The sequence below is a fragment of the Psychroflexus sp. MBR-150 genome (assembly GCF_053628795.1).
In genome coordinates this window covers 57,301-81,143 of record NZ_JBRJHB010000012.1, presented here as the reverse complement: position 1 = coordinate 81,143, position 23,843 = coordinate 57,301, and the positions used below count along the sequence as shown (strand labels likewise).

25 protein-coding genes are annotated in these 23,843 nt (G+C 33.1%); 8 read left to right on the top strand and 17 right to left on the bottom strand.

Annotation, left to right across the window (positions count from 1 at the left end; all coding sequences use genetic code 11):
* Positions 1 to 324 precede the first annotated feature (324 nt).
* The 4 genes from ACSSV5_RS08325 to ACSSV5_RS08310 all read left to right on the top strand — a co-directional run bounded on the left by ACSSV5_RS08325 (position 325) and on the right by ACSSV5_RS08310 (position 4,760).
* Entirely contained in the window at positions 325 to 1,011 is a 687-nt protein-coding gene (locus ACSSV5_RS08325; RefSeq protein WP_211064802.1) for a phosphoadenylyl-sulfate reductase, read from the top strand.
* 15 nt (positions 1,012 to 1,026) lie between these two features.
* Positions 1,027 to 2,469, top strand: a complete 1,443-nt coding sequence (gene asnS / locus ACSSV5_RS08320; protein WP_211064803.1) for an asparagine--tRNA ligase — start codon at positions 1,027 to 1,029, stop codon at positions 2,467 to 2,469.
* Positions 2,470 to 2,706: 237 nt separating this feature from the next.
* Complete coding sequence (rpoN, locus tag ACSSV5_RS08315) at positions 2,707 to 4,152, top strand: RNA polymerase factor sigma-54 (protein WP_454245509.1); 1,446 nt, start codon at positions 2,707 to 2,709, stop codon at positions 4,150 to 4,152.
* A complete protein-coding gene (locus tag ACSSV5_RS08310; RefSeq protein WP_454245508.1) occupies positions 4,152 to 4,760 on the top strand; it encodes a hypothetical protein in 609 nt (202 codons plus the stop codon). The genes rpoN and ACSSV5_RS08310 overlap by 1 nt, the downstream gene beginning before the upstream one ends.
* On the opposite strand, the gene ACSSV5_RS08305 is transcribed toward ACSSV5_RS08310, so the two are convergent.
* The 9 genes from ACSSV5_RS08305 to gldB form a co-directional block, all read right to left on the bottom strand.
* Entirely contained in the window at positions 4,757 to 5,458 is a 702-nt protein-coding gene (locus tag ACSSV5_RS08305) for a porin family protein (RefSeq protein WP_454245507.1), read from the bottom strand. The genes ACSSV5_RS08310 and ACSSV5_RS08305 overlap by 4 nt on opposite strands.
* 76 nt (positions 5,459 to 5,534) lie before the next feature.
* Positions 5,535 to 6,017 (bottom strand): ExbD/TolR family protein, encoded by a 483-nt coding sequence (locus ACSSV5_RS08300; protein ID WP_211064807.1) that lies wholly within the window; start codon positions 6,015 to 6,017, stop codon positions 5,535 to 5,537.
* Positions 6,018 to 6,035: 18 nt separating this feature from the next.
* Complete coding sequence (locus ACSSV5_RS08295) at positions 6,036 to 6,650, bottom strand: ExbD/TolR family protein (protein WP_454245506.1); 615 nt, start codon at positions 6,648 to 6,650, stop codon at positions 6,036 to 6,038.
* Between the two features lie 3 nt (positions 6,651 to 6,653).
* Positions 6,654 to 7,097 (bottom strand): hypothetical protein, encoded by a 444-nt coding sequence (locus ACSSV5_RS08290; protein ID WP_454245505.1) that lies wholly within the window; start codon positions 7,095 to 7,097, stop codon positions 6,654 to 6,656.
* Between the two features lie 3 nt (positions 7,098 to 7,100).
* A complete protein-coding gene (locus ACSSV5_RS08285; protein WP_454245504.1) occupies positions 7,101 to 7,949 on the bottom strand; it encodes a MotA/TolQ/ExbB proton channel family protein in 849 nt (282 codons plus the stop codon).
* A gap of 437 nt (positions 7,950 to 8,386) precedes the next feature.
* Positions 8,387 to 8,593, bottom strand: a complete 207-nt coding sequence (locus ACSSV5_RS08280) for a hypothetical protein (protein ID WP_211064811.1) — start codon at positions 8,591 to 8,593, stop codon at positions 8,387 to 8,389.
* Between the two features lie 300 nt (positions 8,594 to 8,893).
* Positions 8,894 to 9,277 carry a GTPase gene (locus tag ACSSV5_RS08275; RefSeq protein ID WP_211064812.1) on the bottom strand — a complete coding sequence of 128 codons (384 nt, stop codon included), beginning with the start codon at positions 9,275 to 9,277 and terminating at the stop codon, positions 8,894 to 8,896.
* A complete protein-coding gene (gldC, locus tag ACSSV5_RS08270; RefSeq protein WP_454245503.1) occupies positions 9,267 to 9,608 on the bottom strand; it encodes a gliding motility protein GldC in 342 nt (113 codons plus the stop codon). The genes ACSSV5_RS08275 and gldC overlap by 11 nt, the downstream gene beginning before the upstream one ends.
* Positions 9,609 to 9,611: 3 nt before the next feature.
* Complete coding sequence (gene gldB / locus ACSSV5_RS08265) at positions 9,612 to 10,574, bottom strand: gliding motility lipoprotein GldB (RefSeq protein WP_454245502.1); 963 nt, start codon at positions 10,572 to 10,574, stop codon at positions 9,612 to 9,614.
* A gap of 82 nt (positions 10,575 to 10,656) precedes the next feature.
* Between gldB and nadE the strand changes: the two genes are divergently transcribed.
* The 3 genes from nadE to ACSSV5_RS08250 all read left to right on the top strand — a co-directional run bounded on the left by nadE (position 10,657) and on the right by ACSSV5_RS08250 (position 12,172).
* A complete protein-coding gene (gene nadE / locus ACSSV5_RS08260; protein WP_211064815.1) occupies positions 10,657 to 11,439 on the top strand; it encodes an NAD(+) synthase in 783 nt (260 codons plus the stop codon).
* Positions 11,440 to 11,638: 199 nt separating this feature from the next.
* Complete coding sequence (locus tag ACSSV5_RS08255) at positions 11,639 to 11,875, top strand: addiction module protein (RefSeq protein WP_211064816.1); 237 nt, start codon at positions 11,639 to 11,641, stop codon at positions 11,873 to 11,875.
* Between the two features lie 3 nt (positions 11,876 to 11,878).
* Positions 11,879 to 12,172: a type II toxin-antitoxin system RelE/ParE family toxin gene (locus tag ACSSV5_RS08250; protein ID WP_454245501.1), complete on the top strand. Its 294-nt coding sequence runs from the start codon at positions 11,879 to 11,881 to the stop codon at positions 12,170 to 12,172.
* A 214-nt stretch (positions 12,173 to 12,386) separates the two neighbouring features.
* On the opposite strand, the gene ACSSV5_RS08245 is transcribed toward ACSSV5_RS08250, so the two are convergent.
* From ACSSV5_RS08245 to ACSSV5_RS08215, 7 genes are all read right to left on the bottom strand, one after another.
* The gene (locus tag ACSSV5_RS08245; RefSeq protein ID WP_211064817.1) at positions 12,387 to 12,761 is read right to left on the bottom strand and encodes a DNA cytosine methyltransferase; all 375 of its coding nucleotides are present in this window, start codon (positions 12,759 to 12,761) and stop codon (positions 12,387 to 12,389) included.
* 175 nt (positions 12,762 to 12,936) lie between these two features.
* Positions 12,937 to 13,992 carry a mechanosensitive ion channel family protein gene (locus ACSSV5_RS08240; RefSeq protein WP_454245500.1) on the bottom strand — a complete coding sequence of 352 codons (1,056 nt, stop codon included), beginning with the start codon at positions 13,990 to 13,992 and terminating at the stop codon, positions 12,937 to 12,939.
* Between the two features lie 239 nt (positions 13,993 to 14,231).
* A complete protein-coding gene (locus tag ACSSV5_RS08235) occupies positions 14,232 to 16,040 on the bottom strand; it encodes an acyl-CoA dehydrogenase family protein (protein WP_454245499.1) in 1,809 nt (602 codons plus the stop codon).
* Positions 16,041 to 16,181: 141 nt separating this feature from the next.
* Positions 16,182 to 17,369, bottom strand: a complete 1,188-nt coding sequence (locus ACSSV5_RS08230; protein WP_454245498.1) for an acetyl-CoA C-acyltransferase — start codon at positions 17,367 to 17,369, stop codon at positions 16,182 to 16,184.
* Positions 17,370 to 17,505: 136 nt separating this feature from the next.
* On the bottom strand, positions 17,506 to 19,911 hold the full coding sequence (locus ACSSV5_RS08225) for a 3-hydroxyacyl-CoA dehydrogenase/enoyl-CoA hydratase family protein (protein ID WP_454245497.1): 2,406 nt from the start codon (positions 19,909 to 19,911) through the stop codon (positions 17,506 to 17,508).
* Positions 19,912 to 19,921: 10 nt separating this feature from the next.
* Positions 19,922 to 20,377, bottom strand: coding sequence for a MarR family winged helix-turn-helix transcriptional regulator (locus ACSSV5_RS08220; RefSeq protein WP_211064820.1), 456 nt, complete (start codon positions 20,375 to 20,377; stop codon positions 19,922 to 19,924).
* Between the two features lie 618 nt (positions 20,378 to 20,995).
* Positions 20,996 to 22,060 (bottom strand): putative type IX sorting system protein PorV2, encoded by a 1,065-nt coding sequence (locus ACSSV5_RS08215; protein ID WP_454245496.1) that lies wholly within the window; start codon positions 22,058 to 22,060, stop codon positions 20,996 to 20,998.
* Positions 22,061 to 22,176: 116 nt separating this feature from the next.
* On the opposite strand from ACSSV5_RS08215, the gene ACSSV5_RS08210 reads away from it, so the two are divergent.
* Complete coding sequence (locus ACSSV5_RS08210; RefSeq protein ID WP_454245495.1) at positions 22,177 to 22,908, top strand: CDP-alcohol phosphatidyltransferase family protein; 732 nt, start codon at positions 22,177 to 22,179, stop codon at positions 22,906 to 22,908.
* A 39-nt stretch (positions 22,909 to 22,947) separates the two neighbouring features.
* On the opposite strand, the gene ACSSV5_RS08205 is transcribed toward ACSSV5_RS08210, so the two are convergent.
* The gene (locus ACSSV5_RS08205; protein WP_454245494.1) at positions 22,948 to 23,760 is read right to left on the bottom strand and encodes a mechanosensitive ion channel family protein; all 813 of its coding nucleotides are present in this window, start codon (positions 23,758 to 23,760) and stop codon (positions 22,948 to 22,950) included.
* Positions 23,761 to 23,843 lie beyond the last annotated feature (83 nt).

The window sequence follows — 23,843 nt, the reverse complement described above, 5'->3', positions numbered from 1 at the left end:
AAAACACCAAAATCTGTTGACTCGGGTATGTTTGTTTTTTTCGCTTATCTTTACGCGTTGCTGATTATCTCTAATCAGCTTGTCAATTCAATATGTCAATGTACTTTTTTAATCTTTTTGTTTCGCCCGAAAGCGGGTGCAAATGTAATACCTTTTTTCTTTTCAACAAATACTTTTTCAAAAAAAAACCATATTTTTTTTAATTATGTAAAACATTATTTTAAAACGCTGACTGTGAGGTTTTTATTTTTTTTAAAAAAACTAAAAAAATTTACATCATTAAATATATTTGTAGTCTGTAATAAAAATTTAATTTTGTCAATTATGAAAACTAAAGATATTCATACTTATAAAGAACAAATTGACAACTTAAACAAAAAGTATGCTCAATTAAGTTTAGACCAAAGAATACAGGAGATTTACAAAGATTTCTCAAGCGAAGAAATGCTTGTCACATCTTCATTTGCGGCTAACTCTTCTTTTCTTTTGCATCTATTTAGTCAAAATGCACCCGTAAAGCCTAAAGTTTACTTTATAGATACATTTTATCATTTTGAAGAAACAATTGAATATAAAAGAGAGCTTTCTAAAAAATATAATTTGGAAGTCTATAATATTATACCAGACTATGAGGAACATTTTAAAACAAGAGATGAGAAGTTGTGGAAAAAAAATCCAGATCAGTGTTGTTATATCAATAAGGTAAAACCTATAGAAAAAATTAAAAAGCATTTTAATGTTTGGGCTTCAGGATTGATGCGGTCTCAAAATAGTCATCGGAAAAATCTTAACATTTTTGAGTTTAAAGATGATATCATTAGGTTTTATCCTATCATAGATGTTGAAATTGAAGAGAGAAACGAATACATCAAAACACATCAACTTGACACTAACCCATTGGTTTTAAAAGGCTACAATTCTATTGGGTGTAAACACTGCACAAAAAAAGGAGCTGAGAGAGAAGGAAGATGGGTTGGTCTTGCTAAAACCGAATGTGGACTACACATCTAATTTAATGTATATAAAATGAAAAACATTAGTATTAAACATATTATAAGTGAAGGTAGAATTTCTGAAGAATATCAAGTTAAGGCTTGGGTGAAATCTTTTAGAAATAATATGTTTTTAGCCTTGAATGATGGATCTTGCTTAAGCAATATTCAATGCGTTTTACCAACTGATGAATATGGTGATGAGTTTATTAAAAAATTAAATGTTGGATGTGCTGTAACAGTTGAAGGCACTTTGGTAGAAAGCCAAGGTCAGGGTCAGCGTGTGGAGATTGACGTCAAAAACATTAAAATACTTGGAGAAGCTAATAGTGAAGATGTTAGAAAAACGATTTTATCTCCAAAAAATCACAGTTTAGAAAAGCTTAGAGAACAAGCTCATCTTAGAGTGAGAACAAATACTTTTGGTGCTGTGATGCGTTTAAGGTCTAAATTATCTTTTGCGGTTCACGCCTATTTTCAAAAGGAAGATTTTCAATATGTTACTACACCTATAATTACTAATTCTGACGCCGAAGGTGCTGGAGAAACATTTAAGGTGACTAATTTTGATTTAAAATCTATTCCTAAAACGGTAAACGGCGAGGTTGATTTTAAACAAGATTTTTTTGGTAAACCTGCAAACCTTACTGTTAGCGGTCAGCTTGAAGCTGAAACTTATGCTTTAGGTCTTGGTAAAGTCTATACGTTTGGTCCTACTTTTAGGGCTGAAAACTCTAATACAACTCGTCATCTTTCTGAATTTTGGATGATTGAGCCTGAGGTGGCGTTTTGTGATCTTGAAGGTGATATGGACTTGGCTGAAGATTTTATAAAATATGTTATTGACTATGTTCTGGAACATTGCATGGAAGATTTAGATTTTTTAGAGCAACGTTTGACCAAGGAGGAAGCTAAATTGCCCAAGCTACAACGCAGTGAAATGTCGCTTATAGAAAAGCTTCAATTTATTACGAATAACAACTTTAAACGCGTAAGTTATACTGAAGCTATTGATATTTTAAAAAATTCTAAGCCTAATAAGAAAAAGAAATTTGATTACATTATAGAAGAATGGGGTGCAGATTTACAAAGTGAGCACGAACGGTTTTTAGTGGAAAAACACTTTAAATGTCCCGTTATTTTATACGATTATCCAGCTAATATTAAGGCATTTTATATGCGCTTGAACGACGACAAAAAAACAGTGAGAGCTATGGATGTTTTATTTCCTGGCATTGGTGAAATTGTCGGCGGCTCTCAGCGTGAAGAAAGACTTGAGGTTTTGGTTGAAAAAATGAAAGCTTTAGACATTAGTGAGGAGGAATTATGGTGGTACATTGATACAAGACGTTTTGGTACTTGTGAGCACAGTGGTTTTGGTTTAGGCTTTGAGCGCTTGGTTCAGTTTGTTACAGGAATGCCTAACATTAGAGATGTTATTCCTTATCCACGATCGCCTAAAAATTTAGACTTTTAATTCACTTTATTTTTTAATCATTTTGCTGTAAGCTTGTGTTCTTGGCTTAGGGATTCTTGAAAAAATATTTATCTTGACCAAGATACGTGGCATCTCCAACACGAGCTTAAATATAGCAGATAGCCTGTCTTTGCCACTAGGCAGGTTCGATTGAAGCCCTAAATTATTTTTTGAAAAGCTTTGTTAAATAGAGTATTGAATAAGCTTTTTTTGTATTTTTATAATAAACTATTTTAGATGTTAAAGCAACAACTCAGTCAAAAATTATCTCAAAAGTTGTCCCCACAACAGATTCAGCTGATGAAGTTAATTCAACTACCAACTTTGGCTTTTGAGCAGAAAATCAAACAAGAGCTTGAGGAAAATCCCGCACTTGAAAGTGGAAAAGAGGAAGATGATAATTTTGATGATGTGGACAATAGTCAGGATGATGAGCACGAAGTTATTGAGACTGAGTTTGATGTGGATGAGTATTTGAGTGATGATGAAATACCGAGTTATAAAACTTATTCTAACAACTACAGTGCTGACGATGATGATAATAAAGTGCCTTATGCTGCGGGAAAATCGTTTTTTGATCATTTAAAATCTCAAATTCATACATTTAGGCTTGATGAGGAAGAAGAACAGATTGCGGATTTTTTGATTGGTAGTATTGATCAAGCGGGCTACATCAGAAGAGATATTGAAGATATTATTGATGATTTGGCCTTTACACAAAGTCTTTATGTGACTAAGGAAAAGGTTTTGAGGGTTTTGAAAATTGTTCAAAGATTGGATCCAGCTGGCGTTGGTGCTAAGGATTTGAAGGAATGTCTTATTATTCAACTCAAAAGAAAACCAGAAAATAAAGATGTGAAAATTGCTATAGATATTCTAGAAAACGCATTTGATATGTTTTCTAAGAAGCATTATGAAAAGCTGAAGCATAAATTTAAACTTTCGGATGAGGAATTAAAAGCGGCTATTGAGCAAATTGAACATCTTAATCCTAAGCCTGGGGCATCTTATTCGTCAAGGTCAAAACCAGTAGATCAGGTTACGCCTGACTTTACGATTAGAATTAAAAATGACGAGCTGGAGTTAACTCTAAATTCAAGAAATGTTCCGCATATGCATATTTCAAGGGATTACAACAATATGCTCAAGAGCTATAAAGAGAATGCACTAAAGACCAAAGATCAAAAAAAGGCTTTGCTTTTTATCAAGCAAAAATTGGATTCGGCTAAATGGTTTATCGATGCGATTAAACAGCGACAAAATACGTTGATATCAACAATGTCTTGCATTATGGATATTCAGCGTGAGTATTTTTTAACCGGTGATGAAAGAAATCTTAAACCTATGATTCTTAAAGATGTTGCTGAAAAAATCGATATGGATATCAGTACGGTTTCAAGGGTTGCCAACAGTAAGTATGTAGATACGCCTTATGGCACTATACTGATAAAAGATTTTTTCTCAGAATCAATGAAAAACGATAAAGGCGATGACGTCTCTACTCGAGAAATAAAAAATATTTTGCAAAACATTATTGACAATGAAGATAAACAAAACCCTTACACAGATTCTAAACTTGTTGAAGCCTTGAAGGAAAAAGGTTATCCTATTGCTCGCCGAACGGTAGCCAAATACAGAGAGGTTTTGGATATTCCTGTAGCGAGACTTCGAAAAGAGTTGTAATGAAAACTTTTCTTGATTTAGGGTCTTATATCTTCCATCCTTTATGGCTCTCTACATATGCCATGTGTTTTTATTTTTATCACGTTAATTTTATGTTTACTTATGAGAATATGATAGCTAAAATTCTATCGGTGATTTTGCTGACGGTTTTTATTCCAATTTTCTTTTTAATATTATTGAAACCTTTGAGAATTATTGATAGTTTTCATCTTAAAAAAATCAAACAAAGGCGACTTCCGCTTTTGTTTTATACAACTATGAGTGCCTTTATAATCAACTATATTTTTGACCCTGTGCATTATAAGGTTCCGTTTTATTTTTTTTCGGCTGTATTTTTTAGTGGTTTAGTCTGCGTAATTCTGTCTTTTTTGAATTATAAAATCAGCCTTCACACCACTGCTATATCAAGTTTTTCCTACTTTATTATCAGCTTTAGTCTTTATTATCAAATTGACAAATTATGGATAATAAGTTTGAGTGTGTTTGCTGTTGGTTGGGTGATGAGCTCAAGATTGTCAATGAAATCTCACAAATTGCACGAATTGGTATCAGGTTTAATACTTGGGGTCGTGTCTCAATTGATATTTTTGAAATTCTGGTTTATTTAAAGAATATAGAAAACCACACCAGTTTTGATGACATTGAGTTTTAGGTCTTCTTGTGTATCTGATAATTTAGCATCAAAAATAGAATTAAGATTATATCTAAAAAAGAAATTGATTTTACTTTTACCAAATGAAAAGTAATAATCAAATCTGGCTCTGTTAAGTTCGTCTAAATCTGTTTGGTTAACGGTATTGTTTGGCTGTTCAAAAGTAGATTTGAAATGATACATATAACCAATATTAAATCCGGTATAAATTCTCCAAAAAGCAGAATCATCACCAATTGCTGAAGTACGCCATCTAAAATGAATTGGCATTTCGATGACTTGAGTTGAAAATCTATTGGTATTAAATTCAACCCCACTATCAATCACGTCAAAAATACTTTGGTCTGTATCGGTTTCTCCTATAAAAAGGTTGTGTGAATATGTGTCAAAAGAAAAACCTAACCCGATGCCTATGGCAATATTTCTTTCTTGATTTAATGGCATATCTCTGATATACCCAAAATGTAAACCGCCAGAGAATCCAGACTGAGACATATCTTTCGGTTTATTGACTAAAATATCTATCCCCAAACCAACATAAAATTGATCTTCACGGTATAGGCTATCGACTTCAGCAAAGTTTTTATCAATTAAGTTTTGGCTTACAGAAGTTAGAAATATAAAAAAGGTAAAAAATGTTAATAATCTCTTCATCAAAACAAATATACACTGAATAAAAAAAAGCACCTACATTTAGGTGCTTTTCTGAAAATTTATAAAAACTAATTATTTACTCTAAATTTTTAAATGCAGATCCTTTTCGCGTGATATACGTAATTTTTAGAGCTTCGGCTTCTCTCAATTCAGTTTTGATATCTGAAACTAAACCCATATTGGTTTCTTTATCTACTTTAAGACCAGCAATTAAAGCTTGTTTCAATTCTTCACGTGTATCTTGACGTTCTTCAAAAACAAATTGTTTGATATCTTTTAAGCTCGCATATTTATCATTAAGCTGAATACGAGCCTCTGTACCAGCAATGGATTGATAGCGTTCAGAAGGTTCGCCTGCATAGATATACATAATTAAATCTTTTTTCTCAAGTTTCTCGACCTGATCAGCATAAGGTAATCTATTTTTCACCTTAATTGAAGTATCTCTCATTACAGTTACCACCATAAAGAAAAACAAAAGCATAAAAACTATATCGGGTAATGATGCAGTAGAAATAGCTGGTAAATCACCACTTTTTTTCTTTTTAAATTTAGACATAATTAAATCTTTAAATGTTTAATTTGAAGTACGTTTAGGTTCGGCTTCAGACAATTTTTGAGGATACATATCTTTAATTTGCTCAATTCGTTCTTTCAATTTATCCTTGTCACCAGTATAGCTTTCACTCTTGAATGCCTCTTCCATTTCTCGGAAAGTTACACCAAATAATCGTTTTGCTTCTCTATCTCTTAACTCATTGTAAGCAGCAACTAATTCATTTTGAACAGCAATATAATCCGAATATTTTGTCAACCTATTATTTTGTAGTGAGATAACAGCTTTTACTGGATTGTCAGATGAATTCGGATTACCAGGACCTTGACAGTAATTGCATGCTTCGTCGCCTTTTCCTCCACCATTATCTAAAAACTGAATGGCAGCTGTTTTGAGATTTTTTAAATCCATAGGTTCATCTTCAACTAATAAATCTCCATTTGAATTTATCAAAACTATAAAGATATTTTTTTCTTTCAATGGTGGTGGATCTTGTTGATCTTCGATAGGTGGTAGTTTTCTATTAATACCACTATCAGTTTCTATAGTTGTTGTTACTAAGAAGAAAATGAGGAGCAAAAAAGCAATATCTGCCATTGATCCTGCATTGACTTCTGGTGAGCTTCTTCTTGCCATAATTTAAGAGATAATTGCTTTTTTAACTGTTGAAACAAACATAGTTGCAATGGCTACTAATGCAAGTATATAAAATGTGTAAAGCCCTGCACCAACCCATAAAGCACCGTTTTCAGACAATGTATTGGTATCACTAACCGCAAAACCCGTACCATAATCTCCTGAAAGTCCAAAATAAGATATTAGAACAACTAATACAAATAAACCAACAGAAATGAGTGTTTTCTTAACATTACCTCGTAAGATGTCTTTTAAGGTAAATATAAGGACTAATAAGATCGTTATTCCTAAAACGATATAAGCAAGGTAAAGATCTGGGCTAATCAAGCTAGTTTGCAGACTGGCTTGTTCTTTAATCGCATCATCAGATTCTATCATAATTCTCGCAAAGAAAAATGCTGCAAGAACTCCGATAACTATTTTGAAAATATTTAAAAATCTTGTCATTATTTATTTTTTATTATTGTGAGCAACTAATATATCAACTAATGTAATTGAAGCATCTTCCATATCATTTACAATACTATCAATTTTAGCAACTATAAAGTTATAAAATACTTGTAATATAATTGCAACAATCAATCCAAATACAGTTGTCAATAAGGCGACTTTAATACCTCCTGCAACAAGTGAAGGTTGCATATCACCTGCGGCTTCAATTTTATCAAAAGCATTAATCATACCGATTACAGTTCCCATAAAACCAAGCATCGGAGCTAAGGCAATAAATAAAGAAACCCAAGAGACGTTTTTCTCTAATTGTCCCATTTGAACACCTCCGTAGGCTACAATAGATTTTTCAGCGACATCAATACCTTCGTTTACGCGATCTAAACCTTGATAGTAAATTGAAGCCACAGGACCGCTTGTATTTCTACAAACCTCTTTTGCAGCATCTACACCACCGCTTTCAAGAGCATCTTCAACTTTTTGAGCTAATTTTTTAGAGTTTGTTGTAGAGGCATTGAGAAAAATAATTCTTTCAATGGCAATAGCAAGACCAAGGATTAAACATAAAAGTACAATTCCCATAAAAGTTGGTCCTCCTTCTATAAAACGTTTTTTAAGTACTTGATGGAAACCTAAATCTTCTTCTGCAGTTGTTTCTCCTTCTGGCTCTTCTTGAATTACAGGGTTTTCTCCAACTACAGCAGTAGTCTCTAATTCTACAGCTGATTCATCTGTTAGAATAAATGCTGGCAAGTTGTCATAGTTTGAGTTTGAAGCGTTTACATTTGTCGCGTAAATACCAAAAACCATAAAAAACAGAATGGTTAAAGTTGAAAATAATCTTTTCATTGTTGTTTGTCTTAGAGTTAATATTTGATTTTATAAATTTTGGTTAAATATAGAAAAAATATATATCCCACAAAAAAAAAATTAAAATGCTTCTCTTTTTATGATTTTAGATTTAGCATTTTATATAGTATATAGTCATTTAAATTATTGTATATGTAATAGGTATAGAAATAAAGTCTATAATAAAAATCCTATTAATTTTTTTGGTATTTTCTCACTTAAAGTTTTAAATAGACTTTAAAATACTTGCATTTGTCTATTTAACCTCCAACAGCAACCGCAATACAAAGTCAAACAACACAACACTCTTATACAATTAGATTCTTTTTAATGAACAAAATCAAGTTGTCACTCATTTGTTCATTTTCAAAAGTCAGGTCATTTAAACCAAGTATTCTTTACATATAGATATCCTTTTACACTTTAGGAGTCTAAAATCAGTCTTCAAAATATGCATCCAATAAATCTTGAGCTTTTTTCTCATCTTTTTTTTTCACATAAAATTCAATATCACCAAACACGGAAGCATAAGACGAATCGGTTTTATCTATCACCTCATAATATTGGTTGTTTGCTGTAAAATAATTTTGTAAGCCCATAGATTCTACCGAAGATTTTGTACTAAAAATTCTAACTTTTGACATGGTTTTATTTTTGTACTAAGATAATGCTTTTTACACTAATTTGAATAAACAATATCGCTAATAAAAAGATGTAGAAATAATACCGACGTATATTGTAAGGCTTCCTTATATACAGGAGATATCTAAAATAACATTTGATATTAGAATACAACGAGACGTTTTACTAATAGCAAGGCTTATAAAAAAACCAAACTTAAAACTTTAGAAACAAAAAATAATATAATGAAATTGAAAGAACAAACTCAACGTCTTTGTTTAAATCAATTTTAATTTAAAAAGCTCTATAATAAGAAACTTGTTTTATAGCGTTTTTAATATCCGTTTGATTTGTTTTATTAAACCTTCTAAAGAATTAATAGAGTTAAACTTTTCTGAACTTATAAGCACTTCCAAATCATACTGATTTTCTAACAATATCACAGGCAATTCAAAGTTGGGTCTAAATTTAGAGTTATACAGTTTAATAAATTCATCGGCATGCAAAAATTTCATATCTACATCAGAATTTTCTCTAAACTCTTTCCAAGCTTTTTTTTCTTTAAATACACCATAGGTTAATTCACACAACTTACATTGATAGGTTTTTGGACTTAATATTTTGTGAGCAGAATCTAATAACGCATTTTTAAGACCTGAATCGGCATTGTAAACAAAAATGAGTTGTGGTTTGCTTTTATTTTCCATTGTCTTTTAATTCTAACTTTTCGGCGAAATAATCACAAAAATCTTTCATAGTTTCACTCATTTTTTCATCTTGTGTTGCTCTATAATAGGTATCGCTCATAGTGAGAAGAGTTTGATGAAAAAAATGCTTCATTTCATCAACGGGCATATCTTTTGTCCATAAATCAATACGCAGACTTTCTTTAGCTTTATGATCCCAAATAGATAAAAAAGCAGCTTTAGCTTCTGCCTGTTCAACGCCACCGTCTTCTGCAGACCAAGTTATGCTTTCTGGAATTTTGTTTTCGTCTGTTGTAACACGCAAAAGAATATCTGATGTTTTATTACTCATAGTTTAAGGTTTATACTTTGATTGATTAAACAAGTCTTGTTCTGGTATTTCTATAATTTCTTTTAAGCTTTTGTCTGGATGTTTTTCAGCATAAGCTTTTATGATTTGCCACCCGATATACTGCCCTAATCTTGGCGGTGTTTCATTATCTATTTCTAAATAAAATTTAGTGAACGGTCCTGATTGCAAAAATCTTCGTCGTAAATCAGATTGACTTGAATACAACAAATCTCTTTCTACAAAATATTGCCAAACCATAAACTCTTGGTTTTTTGCCCATTGAAAATCATCTCTTGAATAGCCTATCAATTGATGTTGTTCAACCCAAGGCAAAAGTTGAGATTTAAAATAAAGTTTTTTTCCTTCATAAATCATTTGACTTAAAAATGTACGTGACTGTGGAAAATCAATGAGTTTATTGGCATATTGTGTTGCGATGTCAGGTAAAATTTGTTCTGGGGTTTGTAAAATAGAAATATAACTTTGAAACCCTTTATAAAATCTATGATCTTGACCCAAATAATTATCTAAAGAAATGTATAACAGTTCATCATTTAAAACAACTTTCGACTTGTAATCGACATATTCAGCCAAAGTTACCACTCTAGGAATTGATTGATTTGGAAAATAATATTTTAAATGTTTAAAAAATAACGTGATTTCACTTTGATATTTTGAAAAATCAGAAAATGTGACCAACACCTCTTTTTCTATTTCTTGTTGTAAAGAATCTTGCATTTTCAAAAGCCACAAACTATCAGGAATTGATTTTTGAAACATAAAAGGATACTCCGTTTGTAAACGTTGTAAATCTTGCGGTTCAGCATCAGAAAAAATACTATCAAAACGAATGAAATCAACTTCTAATTTCATCTCAGCAATTTCAGGTTTAATTTGTTTTGAATCTTGGCATGAAAACAAAATGCCAAAACATAAAACAAAAAAGACAAATGATATTTTTTTCATAAAAACTATTAAGGCTTGGGAGTGAAACTTAGTTTTCTTTATTTTTAAACAAATTTTCGCAAATATACCAAAATACAAACGCATGAATACACAAGCTATTATTAATCATATTGTAAAATGGTTAAAAGATTACGCCGAACAAAGTCAACAAAATGGTTTTGTGGTAGGTGTTTCTGGTGGGATAGATTCTGCTGTAACTTCCACTCTTTGTGCAAAAACTGGACTTCGTGTTTTGTGCCTTGAAATGCCAATTCATCAAGACCCCAATCAAGTGAGTCGAGCTGAAAAACACATTAACAATTTAAAACACCAGTTTGCCAATGTCAGCAGTCTTAAGATAGATTTGACTGAGACTTTTGACACCTTTCAATCTACAATTCCACAAACACCTGATACTGATCAAAAAGCATTAAGTTTAGCCAACACACGAGCCCGTTTTCGTATGAGTACGTTATATTATTTTGCTGGGTTGCACGGCTATTTAGTAGCAGGCACTGGCAATAAAGTTGAAGATTTTGGAGTTGGTTTTTATACCAAATATGGCGATGGCGGTGTGGATCTCAGTCCTATTGCCGACTTAATGAAGTCTGAAGTTTACGCCTTAGGCAGAGAACTCAATATCATAGATGAGATTTTGAATGCCACCCCAACCGATGGGCTTTTTAGCGATAGCCGAAGCGATGAAGATCAACTCGGTGCCAGTTATGACGAATTAGAATGGGCAATGACTGCTGATGACAAAGACCTCACAGATTTGAATCCAAAACAACAGCAAGTTTTAAAAATTTATAAAAAACTTAACCAAGCCAACCAACATAAGATGCAATCTATTCCGGTTTGTAAGATTCCACCTGAATTGAAGTAATAGATAAAGTTCTGTTTTATATATGTTTTTTGGATAAAAAAACCTGCAACTCAATAGCAACAGGCTAAATTTAATACAAACTAATCCTTAAGATTTATAGTTGTTATCGCCATCCAAAAAAAAAGAAGTTTTAAAAATTGTAACGCACTTGTATTATGACTTGTTAAACATAAATTGTATATTTACATTAGAAAAAAATATGATGTCAACAATAGATTTAAGAAATACTATTAAGGAATACATAGATACAGCAGACATAAGACTATTAAAAATGATGAAAGCCTTAGCTGAAAGTTATCAAAACGATAATCAAGAAATCACTTTAAGCGAGGAACAATACAAAATGATTGACAAACGCAGAGAAGCCCATTTAAAAAATAAAAGTCAATCTTTAACATGGGAACAAGTCAAACAAAATGCAAGAAACGTCAGCTAATAGATGTCTTATATTTTAGAAATTAAACATGAAGCTAACTTAGAAATCGTTCAAGCCTATCTTTATTATGAAGAAAAACGCTTAGGTTTAGGCGAAGAATTTTTAGAACATTTAGATACTTATTTTGAGAGAATAACAGCAAACCCAACACACTTTCCACAAAAACGAAAACCCTATAGAGAAGCATTTATAAAACGTTTTCCATTTATAATTATTTACGAGATGATTAAAGATAAAGTGATTGTATATTCTTTATTTAACACTTGGCAAGACCCCAACAAAAAGAAGAGCAAATAGCATTTTTTTTAAGTTACAGTCTGAAAAGTTTTTTAAAAAATTGAATTAAATGACAAAACAAATATTTTTTAAAATATGGAAGAGATACACTACATAAAAAATCAGGCAGTTTAAGCGTTCATTTAAAACGAGTAGGTTTGGACAACACTATCATTGATATGCAATTCTATGATTCAGATAAACATAAATAGAGATTCTTTAGACGGTAAGAAAACTATGACTTTAGTCCATAGTGATTTAGTGATTCAACAACTAAAGAATTTCTTGTTATTTCGTCATTCTTTTTATGATTAGCAACAGACATACCTTGACAAGGTGGCGTTGCAATTAAAACATCTGGTGTTTTAATTTTATGTTTTTCTTGCCAAAATTCTAATTCATCAAGAAGTTTTTGTTTTACATCATGTTTTGTAATATCTCCATCAATGTAACCACTATCGTATTTACATTTGTTGTTAAAAGTCTGTATTTTTAGCCTTTTTGTAAGAAGTTCATTTGTAGCAATGCATTCAAAACCATTTTGTTTAAAGCCATAACACCCAACTCCTACACTGCTAAATAGACTAATGTATGTTAATGGTTTTTTCATAGTTCTAATTTTTGTGAATTCCATTGAGTTTCTTCAGGATTGTTCCATAATGCGGATAATTTGATAAAGTATCACGGTTTTTTAGTCATAAGAATATCCAAAATCAAGCTCTTTACGAATTTTGGGGTCTTTTCGTATGGATTCAACAAATGATTTTATGGTTGTTTCGTTAATATCAATTTGCTTTATCTTTATTTTTTTTGATTTGTTCTTCAATATTTTTTTTGATTTGATCTTGCATTTCATCATTTCTTTTAATTCTAGATTTTGTCTTTTCAATATCTTTATCATCTTTCAAATCCTTTAGCTTCTCTTTTAAAGCCGTTTGTTTTTTGTCAATTTCTTTAAGATAATCTTTTTTTGTCTCCAGTTTTTCAGATTTGATCGCTTCATCAAATATTAAATCCTCTGGTGGTTTTTCATTAACAGCTTTTGTTTTACTAGCTATTTGTTTTGGAATAAATTCTACATTATCTATTCGTCGTTGGTTCATAAAAGTTGGTGATACAATTTCTATGTTCTCAGCATGAAGTTTATCTATTACTTTAGCGTTAAGTAGTGATGTCGTACTAAAATATTTACTACTATCTTCTAAAAATCCGTGAATTTTATATGCAACTGAGTAATCGCCTAAGTTTGTTATGTACATATAAGGATCGGATAAACCAGTTTCATTGGCTGCATTCTTTAAAGTTTTCTCTACTTTTTCACGAGATATGTCATATCCTAATGAAACTGAAGTGGAAATTACGGTATTCGTTTTTCTTGTTAGTTTAACGGGATAACTGGCTATATAGAGATTTGGAATTGTAATGAAATTGCTATCTTCCAGTTGAATTTCCGTATGAAAAATACTTTTTTCAATTACCCTTCCTTGAAAGTCTCCAATTTTTATCAAATCTCCATTTCTGAAACGATTCATAGAATTATTCATAATTCCTGCTATTATGTTACCTAGAAGAGTGGTTGAACTCAAAGCAATTCCTGCACTAATAATAATTCCGAGAAAGCCCAATATTTGTCCTTTTAAAGCTTTATCAATTGGCAAGACTAAAATAAATGACAATGTACTAACAAGAACTATAAATAATGAAATTGCACCTTTTATAATATTTCGATTCGATTTTGTTGATTTAAACCTCTTAAAAATCCATGAATTAAAAATCAGTAGGATTACCAATATAATCAATACAACAGTAGGCTTAATTAACGATTCTATTATATGATTCATTTTTAATGATCTTTGATAAGGTCAAATTTCGTTAATTTTATTATGATTATCTTCATTATTATGTAGTTTTATCAATTTTAGTTATCAGAAGTATATCATTGGTTTTTAAAGATTAGATTAATTCCTTTCTATTCTTAATTTGATGGTTGTTAAGTGTGTCTTGAAAATTGATATTGATTATGAGCATAAAAAAACCTGCAGTTATAAAACTACAGGTTAAATTTTTAACAAAATAATATTTAAAACTTATATGAATTATCTTCAATCACACGTTTAGCGATAGTTTTACGTAACTCAACAATATTAGGATAATTGTAATATTTCGTAAAACGTTTTAATCCCATCAACATCATTTTTTGTTCATCGCCTTCCGCAAATGAAATAATAGCTTCTTTGGCTTTTTCACTGATTTTTTCTACAGTGTGATACAATTTTAGTTGAGCCATTGCAATTTGAACTTTTTGAGTGTCCTCGCCTTTAGCATTAGCGTTCTTTTTAGCTCTCAAAATAGCAGATTCGGCCATATAAATTTCTATCAAAATATCAGCTGATGCAAGAAGTAATTGCTGTTGTTCTTCCAACTTTGTTTCATATTTTTGAGCAGCTGCACCAGATACCATCAAAAACACTTTTTTGAGTTTTTTTATCATATCTAATTCTTCAGACAACAATTCTGAAAAATCAGGCGTATCAAAAGACGGAACACCTGTCAATTCGTCTTTGACGGCTTGAGCTGGTCCCATAAAATCAACATGACCTTTCATTGCTTTTTTTACCAACATACCTATAGAAAGCATACGGTTGATTTCATTGGTGCCTTCGTAGATTCTAGAAATACGTGCATCTCTCCAAGCAGACTCCATCGGTGCATCGGCAGAAAAACCCATTCCGCCATAAATTTGAATACCTTCGTCAGTGCATCTTTGAATGTCTTCTGAAACCGCAACTTTTAAAATTGAGCATTCAATGGCAAATTCTTCAACGCCTTTCAGTTCGGCTTCTTGGTGAGAATTTCCGCTTTCTTTTCTAAGGTTGATTCTATCTTCAATATTTTTAGCGGCTCTGTAGCAAGCTGCTTCATCTGCATAAACTGCAGTAGCCATTTCTGCAAATTTCTGCTGAATCGCTCCAAATTGAGATATTGGTGTGTTGAATTGAACGCGGTCGTTGGCATATTTAATTGCTGAACCAATCACTCGACGTTGGGCATCAAGACAAGCTGCAGCTAATTTGATTCGACCTACATTTAAGGCGTTCATCGCAATTTTAAAACCGCCATTTCTTTCGCCTAATAAATTTTCTACTGGTACTTTAGTTTCATTAAAAAACACTTGACGTGTTGACGATGAATGAATGCCGAGTTTCTTTTCTTCATCACCTAGAGAAATTCCGTTTTCTAAATCTTTTTCAACGATAAACCCTGTGATGTTTTTATCGTCTTCTATTCTTGCAAACACGATAAACAAGTCGCAAAATCCAGCATTTGAAATCCACATTTTTTGACCAGAAATCTTGTAGTATTTACCATCATCAGATAAAACGGCTTTGGTTTTTCCAGAATTGGCATCTGATCCAGCGTCAGGCTCGGTTAAGCAATAAGCTCCAAACCATTCACCAGTAGCGAGTTTTGGGATATACTTTTTTTTCTGCTCTTCTGTGCCATAGAGTAAAATAGGTAGAGTGCCAATGCCAGTATGTGCTCCAAAAGCTGTGGCTATTGAACCCGTTGCTCCAGAAATATAATCACATACCAACATTGTAGAGACAAAATCCATTCCTAGACCGTCATATTCTTCTGGAACAGCTACACCAAGAAAACCGAGTTCACCGGCTTTGTTCATAATTTCTTCGGTGAGAGCGTAGTTTTTCTTTTCAAATTCTTCTTTTTTAGGCCAAATTTCTCTGTCCACAAATTCTTTGATGCTGTCGCGCATCATTTTTTGCTCTTCTGAAAAATCTTCTGGTGTGAAGATATCTTCTGCCTTTGTATCCTTAACGATAAATTGACCGCCACGAATCATTTCATTTTGTTTTTCTGTTGTTTTCATAATCCTCTTATTAGCCTCTCCCCAACCCTCTCCAAAGGAGAGGTAGAAAAGAGAATGTTTAATTATACTTTATTTTAAATTCATTTTATTATACACATTATCCTTAGTTCCTCCCCTTAGAGGAGGCTAGGTGAGGTTTTTTTAATACACTTCATAAACCCCAGCTGCACCTTGCCCAGTTCCGACACACATTGTTACCATAGCGTGTTTGTTTTTAAGGTTTCGTTTTTTCATTTCATCAAATATTTGAACGGATAATTTTCCGCCAGTGCAACCCAACGGATGACCTAATGCTATGGCACCACCGTTCACATTTAAAATGTCTGGATTGATATCTAATTCTCTTCTAACGGCTATCGATTGAGATGCAAAAGCTTCGTTGAGTTCAATCAATTCCATATCCTTGAGCTTTAGTCCTGCTTGTTCTAAAGCTTTAGGAATGGCTTTTATTGGACCAATACCCATTATGCGTGGTTCTACACCAGCTGCTGCATAGCTTACCAATCTCGCTACAGGTTCAAGATTGAGTTCTTTAAGCATTTCTTCGCTCATAACCATTACAAAAGCTGCACCGTCGCTCATTTGAGATGAATTACCTGCAGTTACGCTTCCGCCTTCAGCAAATACAGGACGAAGTTTGTTTAAGACTTCAATTGAAGTATCAGCTCGTGGGCCTTGGTCTTGGTCAACGGTGTAAGTTTTTGTTTGCTTTTTATTAGACTCATCCACAAATATTTCTTCAACTTCAATCGGCACAATTTGATCTTTGAAACGGTTTTCTTTTTGAGCCTTAATGGCTTTTTGATGGGATTGAAATGCAAATTCGTTTTGGTCTTCTTTTGAAACTTTATATTCATTGGCAACGGCTTCTGCAGTTAAACCCATTCCCCAATAATAACTTTCGTGACCTTGTTTTGCAGCTTCATAATTTGGCACTGGTTTATAACCACCCATAGGAATGTAACTCATACTTTCTGCACCACCTGCGATGATACAATCAGCCATTCCTGTTTGGATTTTTGCTGATGCGATGGCTATAGATTCGAGTCCTGATGCACAATACCGATTGATGGTTACGCCTGGAACTTCTTCAGTCTTTAATCCCATAAGAGAAATTAATCGCCCAACATTTAATCCTTGTTCGGCTTCGGGCATTGCATTACCGACAATGACGTCGTCAATACGAGATTTGTCAAATTCTGGAAGTTGCTTCATCATATAATTGATGGTTTCAGCGGCCAAATCGTCTGGTCGCTTAAATCTAAATACACCTTTTGGTGCTTTACCAACTGCTGTTCTGTATGCTTTTACTATATATGCTGTTTTCATAGGAAGCCCCCTAACCCCCAAAAGGGGGAATTTACCTACAGGGGGTTAAATAGGTTTTTAATCATTATTATACAATTTTTCAAATACTCAAACATTTAAATCTTATTTAATTCCCCCTTTGGGGGTTAGGGGGCACTTAATTTCTAAGCGGTTTCCCGTTGTTAATCATATGTTGTAAACGTTCTAATGTTTTTCGTTCGCCACAAAGCGATAAAAAGGCTTCGCGTTCAAGGTCTAATAAATATTGCTCTGACACGTAATTGGCTTCTGACAAGTCTCCACCAGACATTACATAAGCCAGTTTATTGGCTATTTTTTGGTCATATTCGCTGATATAATGACCAGCTTTCATTTGATCGGTACCGACTAAAAATGCCCCTAGAGCTTGACGACCAAGCACTTTAATATCATTGGTTTTTACTGGTTGAGAATAGCCATTATCAGCCATTAATCTGGCGTGTTGCTTAGCAATAGCAAGTTGTCTATCTCTACTGACTACGACGATATCTTTGCCTTGTTCCAAAATGTTTAAGTCATAAGCTTCATGAGCAGATTTGGAGACTTTTGCCATACCGATAGTGAGAAAATTTTCTCTTAATCGATTGACTTCAACATCGTCTTTTTTATAGGTTTTGGCGGCACGACGTGTCATTTCTTTTGAGCCACCGCCACCAGGAATGACACCAACGCCAAATTCTACCAAACCGATATAAGTTTCAGCGTGAGCTACAACTTTATCGGCGTGCATTGATAATTCACAACCACCGCCGAGAGCCATTTGATGTGGGGCAGCCACCGTTGGAATAGATGAATATCGCATACGCATCATTGTATCTTGAAAATATTTTATAGCACCATTGAGTTCTTCATATTCTTGTTCTACGGCAAACATAAAAATCATTCCAATATCAGCACCAACTGAAAAATTTTGTCCATTGTTAGAAATCACAACACCGTCGTATTCTTTTTCAGCTATATCCATTGCCGTATTGATACCATTCAAGACATCGGCACCTATGGAATTCATCTTACTGCGAAATTCTATATTCAAAATCCCATCGCCTAAATCTGTAGCAACTAAATCTTTGTTGCTCCAAACTTCTTGGCTTTCGCGAATATTATCTAAAATAATGAACGCATCTTGACCAGGTATTTTGACGTGTTCTTTTTTATCAATGTCATAAAAATAGGTTGCACCATTTTTAACTGAATAGAAACTTTGGGCATTATCAGTAGCTAATTCTGAAATCCAATCTGCAATGTCGTAACCTTCATCTTTCATCAGTTGAATGCCTTTTTCTAAACCTATGGCATCCCAAATTTCAAATGGACCGTGCTGCCAACCAAAGCCAGCTTTCATTGCATCGTCAATTTTGTATAAGGCGTCTGTGATTTCAGGAATCCTATATTGGACATATGCAAATAAGGCAGCGAAATTTTTTCTGTAAAATTCACCTGCTTTATCTTCACCTTCAATTAAAATAGAAAAACGTTTGGCAACGTCATCAACTGATTTTGTTTTGTCTAAAGTTGAAAATTTTGCACGTTGTTTTTCTCGATATTCTAATGAATTTAAATCTAAAGATTTGATTTCACTTGAACCGTCTTTATTTTTTATTTTCTTATAAAATCCTTGGCCTGTTTTACTGCCATACCATTTGTTTTCCATCATTTTTTTGATAAAATCTGGAAGTTTGAACAATTCGTGACGTTCATCTTTGGGTACGTTTTCATACAAACCATCAGCGACGTGAACTAATGTATCTAAACCGACGACATCAACAGTTCTAAACGTAGCTGATTTGGGTCTGCCGATGACTGGTCCAGTGAGTTTATCGACTTCTTCTATGGTCATATCCATATCTTTTACCATATGAAATAAGCTCATAATGCTGAAAATACCAACGCGATTTCCGATAAATGCTGGTGTGTCTTTGGCAATAACCGTGGTTTTACCAAGGAATTTTTCGCCGTATTCGTTTAAAAACTCTAAGACTTCTTTGGAAGTATCTGGTCCAGGTATGATTTCTAAAAGTTTAAGATATCGTGGCGGATTAAAAAAGTGCGTGCCACAGAAGTGTTTTTTAAAGTCATCACTTCTGTCTTTTGCCATAAATTTGATAGGAATACCTGAGGTGTTTGATGAAATGATGGTTCCTGGTGTTCTGTGTTTTTCAAGGTTTTCAAAAACTTGTTGCTTGATGTCTAAACGCTCAACTACCACTTCAATGATCCAATCTACATCTTTCACTTTGGCAATGTCGTCTTCGAGATTACCTGTTGTGATGCGGTTGGCAAAATCTTTATGATAAATTGGTGATGGGTTTGACTTCAATGAATTTTGTAGAGCGTCGTTGACAATTCTGTTTCTTACGACTTTGTCTTCAAGGGTTTTGCCTTGCTTTTTTTCTTTGTCGTTGAGTTCGCGTGGAACGATATCGAGTAGTAAAACTTCTACGCCAATATTGGCAAAATGGCAAGCAATACCGCTACCCATAATTCCTGAACCAATAACTGCTACTTTATTAATGCGTCGTTTCATGTGTTTATTTTTAAGTCGAAATTGTTTTGGTTTGATTATATATTTTTCGATTAGATATCATATCTATAATCGTGTTAGCAACTTCTATAAATGTTTTTAAGTCATTTTCACTTATGTTTTCTCTTACTTTTTGATCGAAAGTTAGAACCACTTCTTTGGAATATTCTCTCATTTCTTTACCAAATTCTGTGAGGCAAATTAGAATGCTTCGACCGTCTTCTGGGTTGGGTTTTCTTTCGATAAGATTTTTGTCTTCCATTGTTTTTAGTGTTCTTGATAATGATGTGGCTTCCATGCCCATTTTTGGTCCTAAGGAGGTTGATGGTGTGCCATCTTCAGGGTCTATATTGAGCAAAACAAAACCAGTTGCCATAGTTGAACCTTTTTTGCCTGCTTCTTCGTTATACATTTTTGCTACGGCAATCCAAGTTGCTCTTAAAACATAATCAATGGTCTTATCTCTCATTTTATTTTATATGTTCAAATGTAATAAAAATTTATTATGCACGCATAACAAATTTGTAAATTTATTGTTAATTGATTTTAAATTCTAATAATGTTGGTGTTAAACGAATTTTGTTTTTTAATGCCACTAATGCACTAATGTTTTTGTCGAATGAATTGTGTTTTTTAATGCCACTAATGCACTAATGTTTTTGTCGAATGAATTGTGTTTTTTAATGCCACTAATACACTAATGTTGATGTAAAATGAATTGTTTTTTTTAATGCCACTAATGCACTAATGTTGATGTAAAATGAATTGTTTTTTTTAATGCCACTAATGCACTAATGGTGATGTAAAATGAATTGTGTTTTTTAATGCCACTAATGCACTAATGGTGATGTAAAATGAATTGTGTTTTTTAATGCCACTAATGCACTAATGTTGATGTAAAATGAATTGTGTTTTTTAATGCCACTAATGCACTAATGTTTTTGTCGAATGAATTGTGTGTTTTTACGAAAGTTGTGATGGCTTAGGGGTTTCTGATGAAATGTTAATTATAAAAATTTGTCGGGACAAGATGTACGATATGGGAATATAGCGATAACCCAGTTCGAAGCCCAAAACAATTATGCTATTAAGGTCTAAACATTTGCCAATCGAGTTTGATAGAAAACACATTGGAATAGAGACCGACGCTTTGATCGCCAATGTCGGTGAAAGCGTAGTCAATTTGGATGCCTTTGTATTTGAAACCGACGCCAAAATTGGGCTGAAATCCGATGTCTTCTGAGCCGTCGAGTTGTTTGACGTTTTGAAAATTACCTACACCACCACGGAGAAAAACCATACCAGTATAGTCGGCTTCGAAGCCAAATGCTGGGGTTGCACTTGCGGTTGATGTGGAAAAAATATCATTAGTTTCAGCAAATCTAACATCGAGGTTGAGGGCGGTTTTGAGACCAAAATCTCTGTTGATTTCAAACTGACGTGCCATTCCCATTTGTAGTTTTGGAAGGGTAATTTCTGTATCTTCGGGCAACTCTTGGTTTTGACCTGCAACGGCATTTTGGATTGTAGCGAATTCATCTTCGTCGATGGTCCATGTGTTGTAGGTAGTTGTGATGTCACGAGCCATAAAGCCAAACTCCCATTGTTTTGATGAGAATTGCACACCGACATCAAAGCCGAATCCCCAAGCTGTGGCAAAATCGCCAATAACTCGTCTTATGACCTTGGCATTTACACCATAACTGAGTCCTTGTATGGGTAAGTGTCTGGCATAGGAAATGGTGAATGCATAATCTGCTGTTGAAAATAAACTGATACGGTCATAGTCTATATTGCCTTGCTGATCAATGAGTTGTGTGGTGTTCAATATATCGTCAACACCAAAACGGATAATGCTAAAACCAATGGCACTTCTGCTATCCAGAGGCTTGGCACCAGCAATGTAGTCGTAATTAGCGATGTTGGCAAAATAACTGGAATGCATAGCTGAAAATTGCCAGTCTTCAAGATGAATGAGTCCAGCGGGATTCCAATAAACAGCGTTGACATCTTTGGATGTTGCGGTTACAGCGTTGGCCATACCAAAGGCGGCTGCATCGACACCTATGTTTAAAAATTCGTTGGAATATTTACGGGTTTGTGCCTGAAGTGCGAGTGATGTCAATAGAAATAAAATAATTACGCCTTTCAACTGAAACAATTTTTTTTTGACAAATATCTTTAATTATATGGTATATAAAACTTATTTTGGTCAATCATATTGCATTTAGTTGATATTTATGCTCTAAAAATAACAAAATCAGAATTTTGAAAGCTTTTATACCGAATTTTATTACGTTATTAAATTTGTTGATGGGTTGCATAGGAATTTATTTTGCGATGAAAGGCGAGTTGATTTTTGCTGCATATTGTTCTGCACTTGGTATTTTCTTTGATTTTTTTGATGGGTTAGTAGCAAGATTATTAAAAGTGAGTAGTGAATTAGGCAAACAACTTGACTCATTGGCTGATTTGGTTACGAGCGGTGTTGTGCCATCTTTGGTGGTTTTTCAATTATTCAGAAAAGATCTCATCGGATTAGGTTCATTCCACATTTCAATTAATGAGCAAACACCTTGGTTTGCTTTTACAGCCTTTGCTATTACATTAGGTTCAGCATATAGGCTTGCTAAGTTCAATATTGATAGCAATCAAACTGATAAATTTATAGGATTACCAACGCCTGCAAATGCGATTTTGATTTTGAGTTTGCCTTTTATTTTGAATTATGAGCAAATCGACTGGATAGATGAGTTAATTTTAGATGATATGTTTTTAATTGGGCTGAGTTTGGTTAGTGTCGTTTTGCTTAATATGAAAGTAGAATTGTTTTCATTGAAGTTGAAGTCATTTCGGTTTTCTGAAAACAAGGTTGTATTTGTGTTTTTGATGGTGTCTTTGGTATTACTGGTTTTATTGAAATTTCTATCAATACCGCTTATTATTCTATCCTATATTTTAGTTTCGATTTTATTCAAAAAAAATACAGCTAAGCATTAACTTAGCCGTATTCTAATAAAATAATCAATTAATTTGATTTTATTTATTTTGTTTATGTAAGTGCACATCCATTTGAGGGAAAGGGATATTGAGTCCTTCTTTAGCAAACTCATTATAAACTTTTTCGTTCAAATCAAAATAAACAGGCCAGAGATCTGCAGCTTTAGACCAAGTTCTCACTACGATATTGACAGAGCTATCTCCAAGTGAATGTAGTGCTAAGAAAGGCTCTGGATCTTTGTAAATTCTATCGTCTTCTTCGATTAATTTTTTGATAACTTTTTTAGCCTTTGCTACATCATCGCCATACGCGATGCCAAATTTCCATTCATTTCTTCTATCTTCTTGTTGGGATAAGTTAGTCATATCTGAATTTGCGAGAGCTCCATTAGGGATATAAACTACTTTTTTGTCAAAGGTATGAATGATTGTATAAAAAATTTGTATTTCTTGAATTATGCCTAAATAACCCTTAGCATCGACTACATCTCCAACTTTAAATGGGCGAAGAATTAAAAGGACAACTCCACCAGCAAAGTTTTGTAGCGTACCTTGCAAGGAGAGACCAATAGCAAGACCTGCAGCACCAAGTATAGCAACAAAGGAAGTTGCTTCTACTCCAACCATTCCAATTACACTTATAAAAAGAATAATTTTGAGTAAAACAGAGGTAATTGTTGATAAAAAAGGCACAAGACTCTCATCAATTTTTCTTTTTACCATAGTTTTCCTTACTGCTTTCACAATAATTTTGATGAGCCAAAGCCCTACAACAAGTGTAATAATTGCACCTAATACTTTGGGTGCATAGGATATTAATAGATCAACAAATTGGTCTAAGTGCTTTTCCATATTTTAATTATTAGTTTGAATGTTAAAGTACAAATTTAATTTATTTTGATTTTTTAATTCAGGTTTTTTTAATCATAATGATA

Coding starts and splice junctions, on each gene's coding strand:
- ACSSV5_RS08325 (WP_211064802.1), top strand. CDS start 325: ATGAAAACTAAAGATATTCATACTTATAAAGAACAAATTGACAACTTA.
- asnS (WP_211064803.1), top strand. CDS start 1,027: ATGAAAAACATTAGTATTAAACATATTATAAGTGAAGGTAGAATTTCT.
- rpoN (WP_454245509.1), top strand. CDS start 2,707: ATGTTAAAGCAACAACTCAGTCAAAAATTATCTCAAAAGTTGTCCCCA.
- ACSSV5_RS08310 (WP_454245508.1), top strand. CDS start 4,152: ATGAAAACTTTTCTTGATTTAGGGTCTTATATCTTCCATCCTTTATGG.
- ACSSV5_RS08305 (WP_454245507.1), bottom strand. CDS start 5,458: ATGAAGAGATTATTAACATTTTTTACCTTTTTTATATTTCTAACTTCT.
- ACSSV5_RS08300 (WP_211064807.1), bottom strand. CDS start 6,017: ATGTCTAAATTTAAAAAGAAAAAAAGTGGTGATTTACCAGCTATTTCT.
- ACSSV5_RS08295 (WP_454245506.1), bottom strand. CDS start 6,650: ATGGCAAGAAGAAGCTCACCAGAAGTCAATGCAGGATCAATGGCAGAT.
- ACSSV5_RS08290 (WP_454245505.1), bottom strand. CDS start 7,097: ATGACAAGATTTTTAAATATTTTCAAAATAGTTATCGGAGTTCTTGCA.
- ACSSV5_RS08285 (WP_454245504.1), bottom strand. CDS start 7,949: ATGAAAAGATTATTTTCAACTTTAACCATTCTGTTTTTTATGGTTTTT.
- ACSSV5_RS08280 (WP_211064811.1), bottom strand. CDS start 8,593: ATGTCAAAAGTTAGAATTTTTAGTACAAAATCTTCGGTAGAATCTATG.
- ACSSV5_RS08275 (WP_211064812.1), bottom strand. CDS start 9,277: ATGGAAAATAAAAGCAAACCACAACTCATTTTTGTTTACAATGCCGAT.
- gldC (WP_454245503.1), bottom strand. CDS start 9,608: ATGAGTAATAAAACATCAGATATTCTTTTGCGTGTTACAACAGACGAA.
- gldB (WP_454245502.1), bottom strand. CDS start 10,574: ATGAAAAAAATATCATTTGTCTTTTTTGTTTTATGTTTTGGCATTTTG.
- nadE (WP_211064815.1), top strand. CDS start 10,657: ATGAATACACAAGCTATTATTAATCATATTGTAAAATGGTTAAAAGAT.
- ACSSV5_RS08255 (WP_211064816.1), top strand. CDS start 11,639: ATGATGTCAACAATAGATTTAAGAAATACTATTAAGGAATACATAGAT.
- ACSSV5_RS08250 (WP_454245501.1), top strand. CDS start 11,879: ATGTCTTATATTTTAGAAATTAAACATGAAGCTAACTTAGAAATCGTT.
- ACSSV5_RS08245 (WP_211064817.1), bottom strand. CDS start 12,761: ATGAAAAAACCATTAACATACATTAGTCTATTTAGCAGTGTAGGAGTT.
- ACSSV5_RS08240 (WP_454245500.1), bottom strand. CDS start 13,992: ATGAATCATATAATAGAATCGTTAATTAAGCCTACTGTTGTATTGATT.
- ACSSV5_RS08235 (WP_454245499.1), bottom strand. CDS start 16,040: ATGAAAACAACAGAAAAACAAAATGAAATGATTCGTGGCGGTCAATTT.
- ACSSV5_RS08230 (WP_454245498.1), bottom strand. CDS start 17,369: ATGAAAACAGCATATATAGTAAAAGCATACAGAACAGCAGTTGGTAAA.
- ACSSV5_RS08225 (WP_454245497.1), bottom strand. CDS start 19,911: ATGAAACGACGCATTAATAAAGTAGCAGTTATTGGTTCAGGAATTATG.
- ACSSV5_RS08220 (WP_211064820.1), bottom strand. CDS start 20,377: ATGAGAGATAAGACCATTGATTATGTTTTAAGAGCAACTTGGATTGCC.
- ACSSV5_RS08205 (WP_454245494.1), bottom strand. CDS start 23,760: ATGGAAAAGCACTTAGACCAATTTGTTGATCTATTAATATCCTATGCA.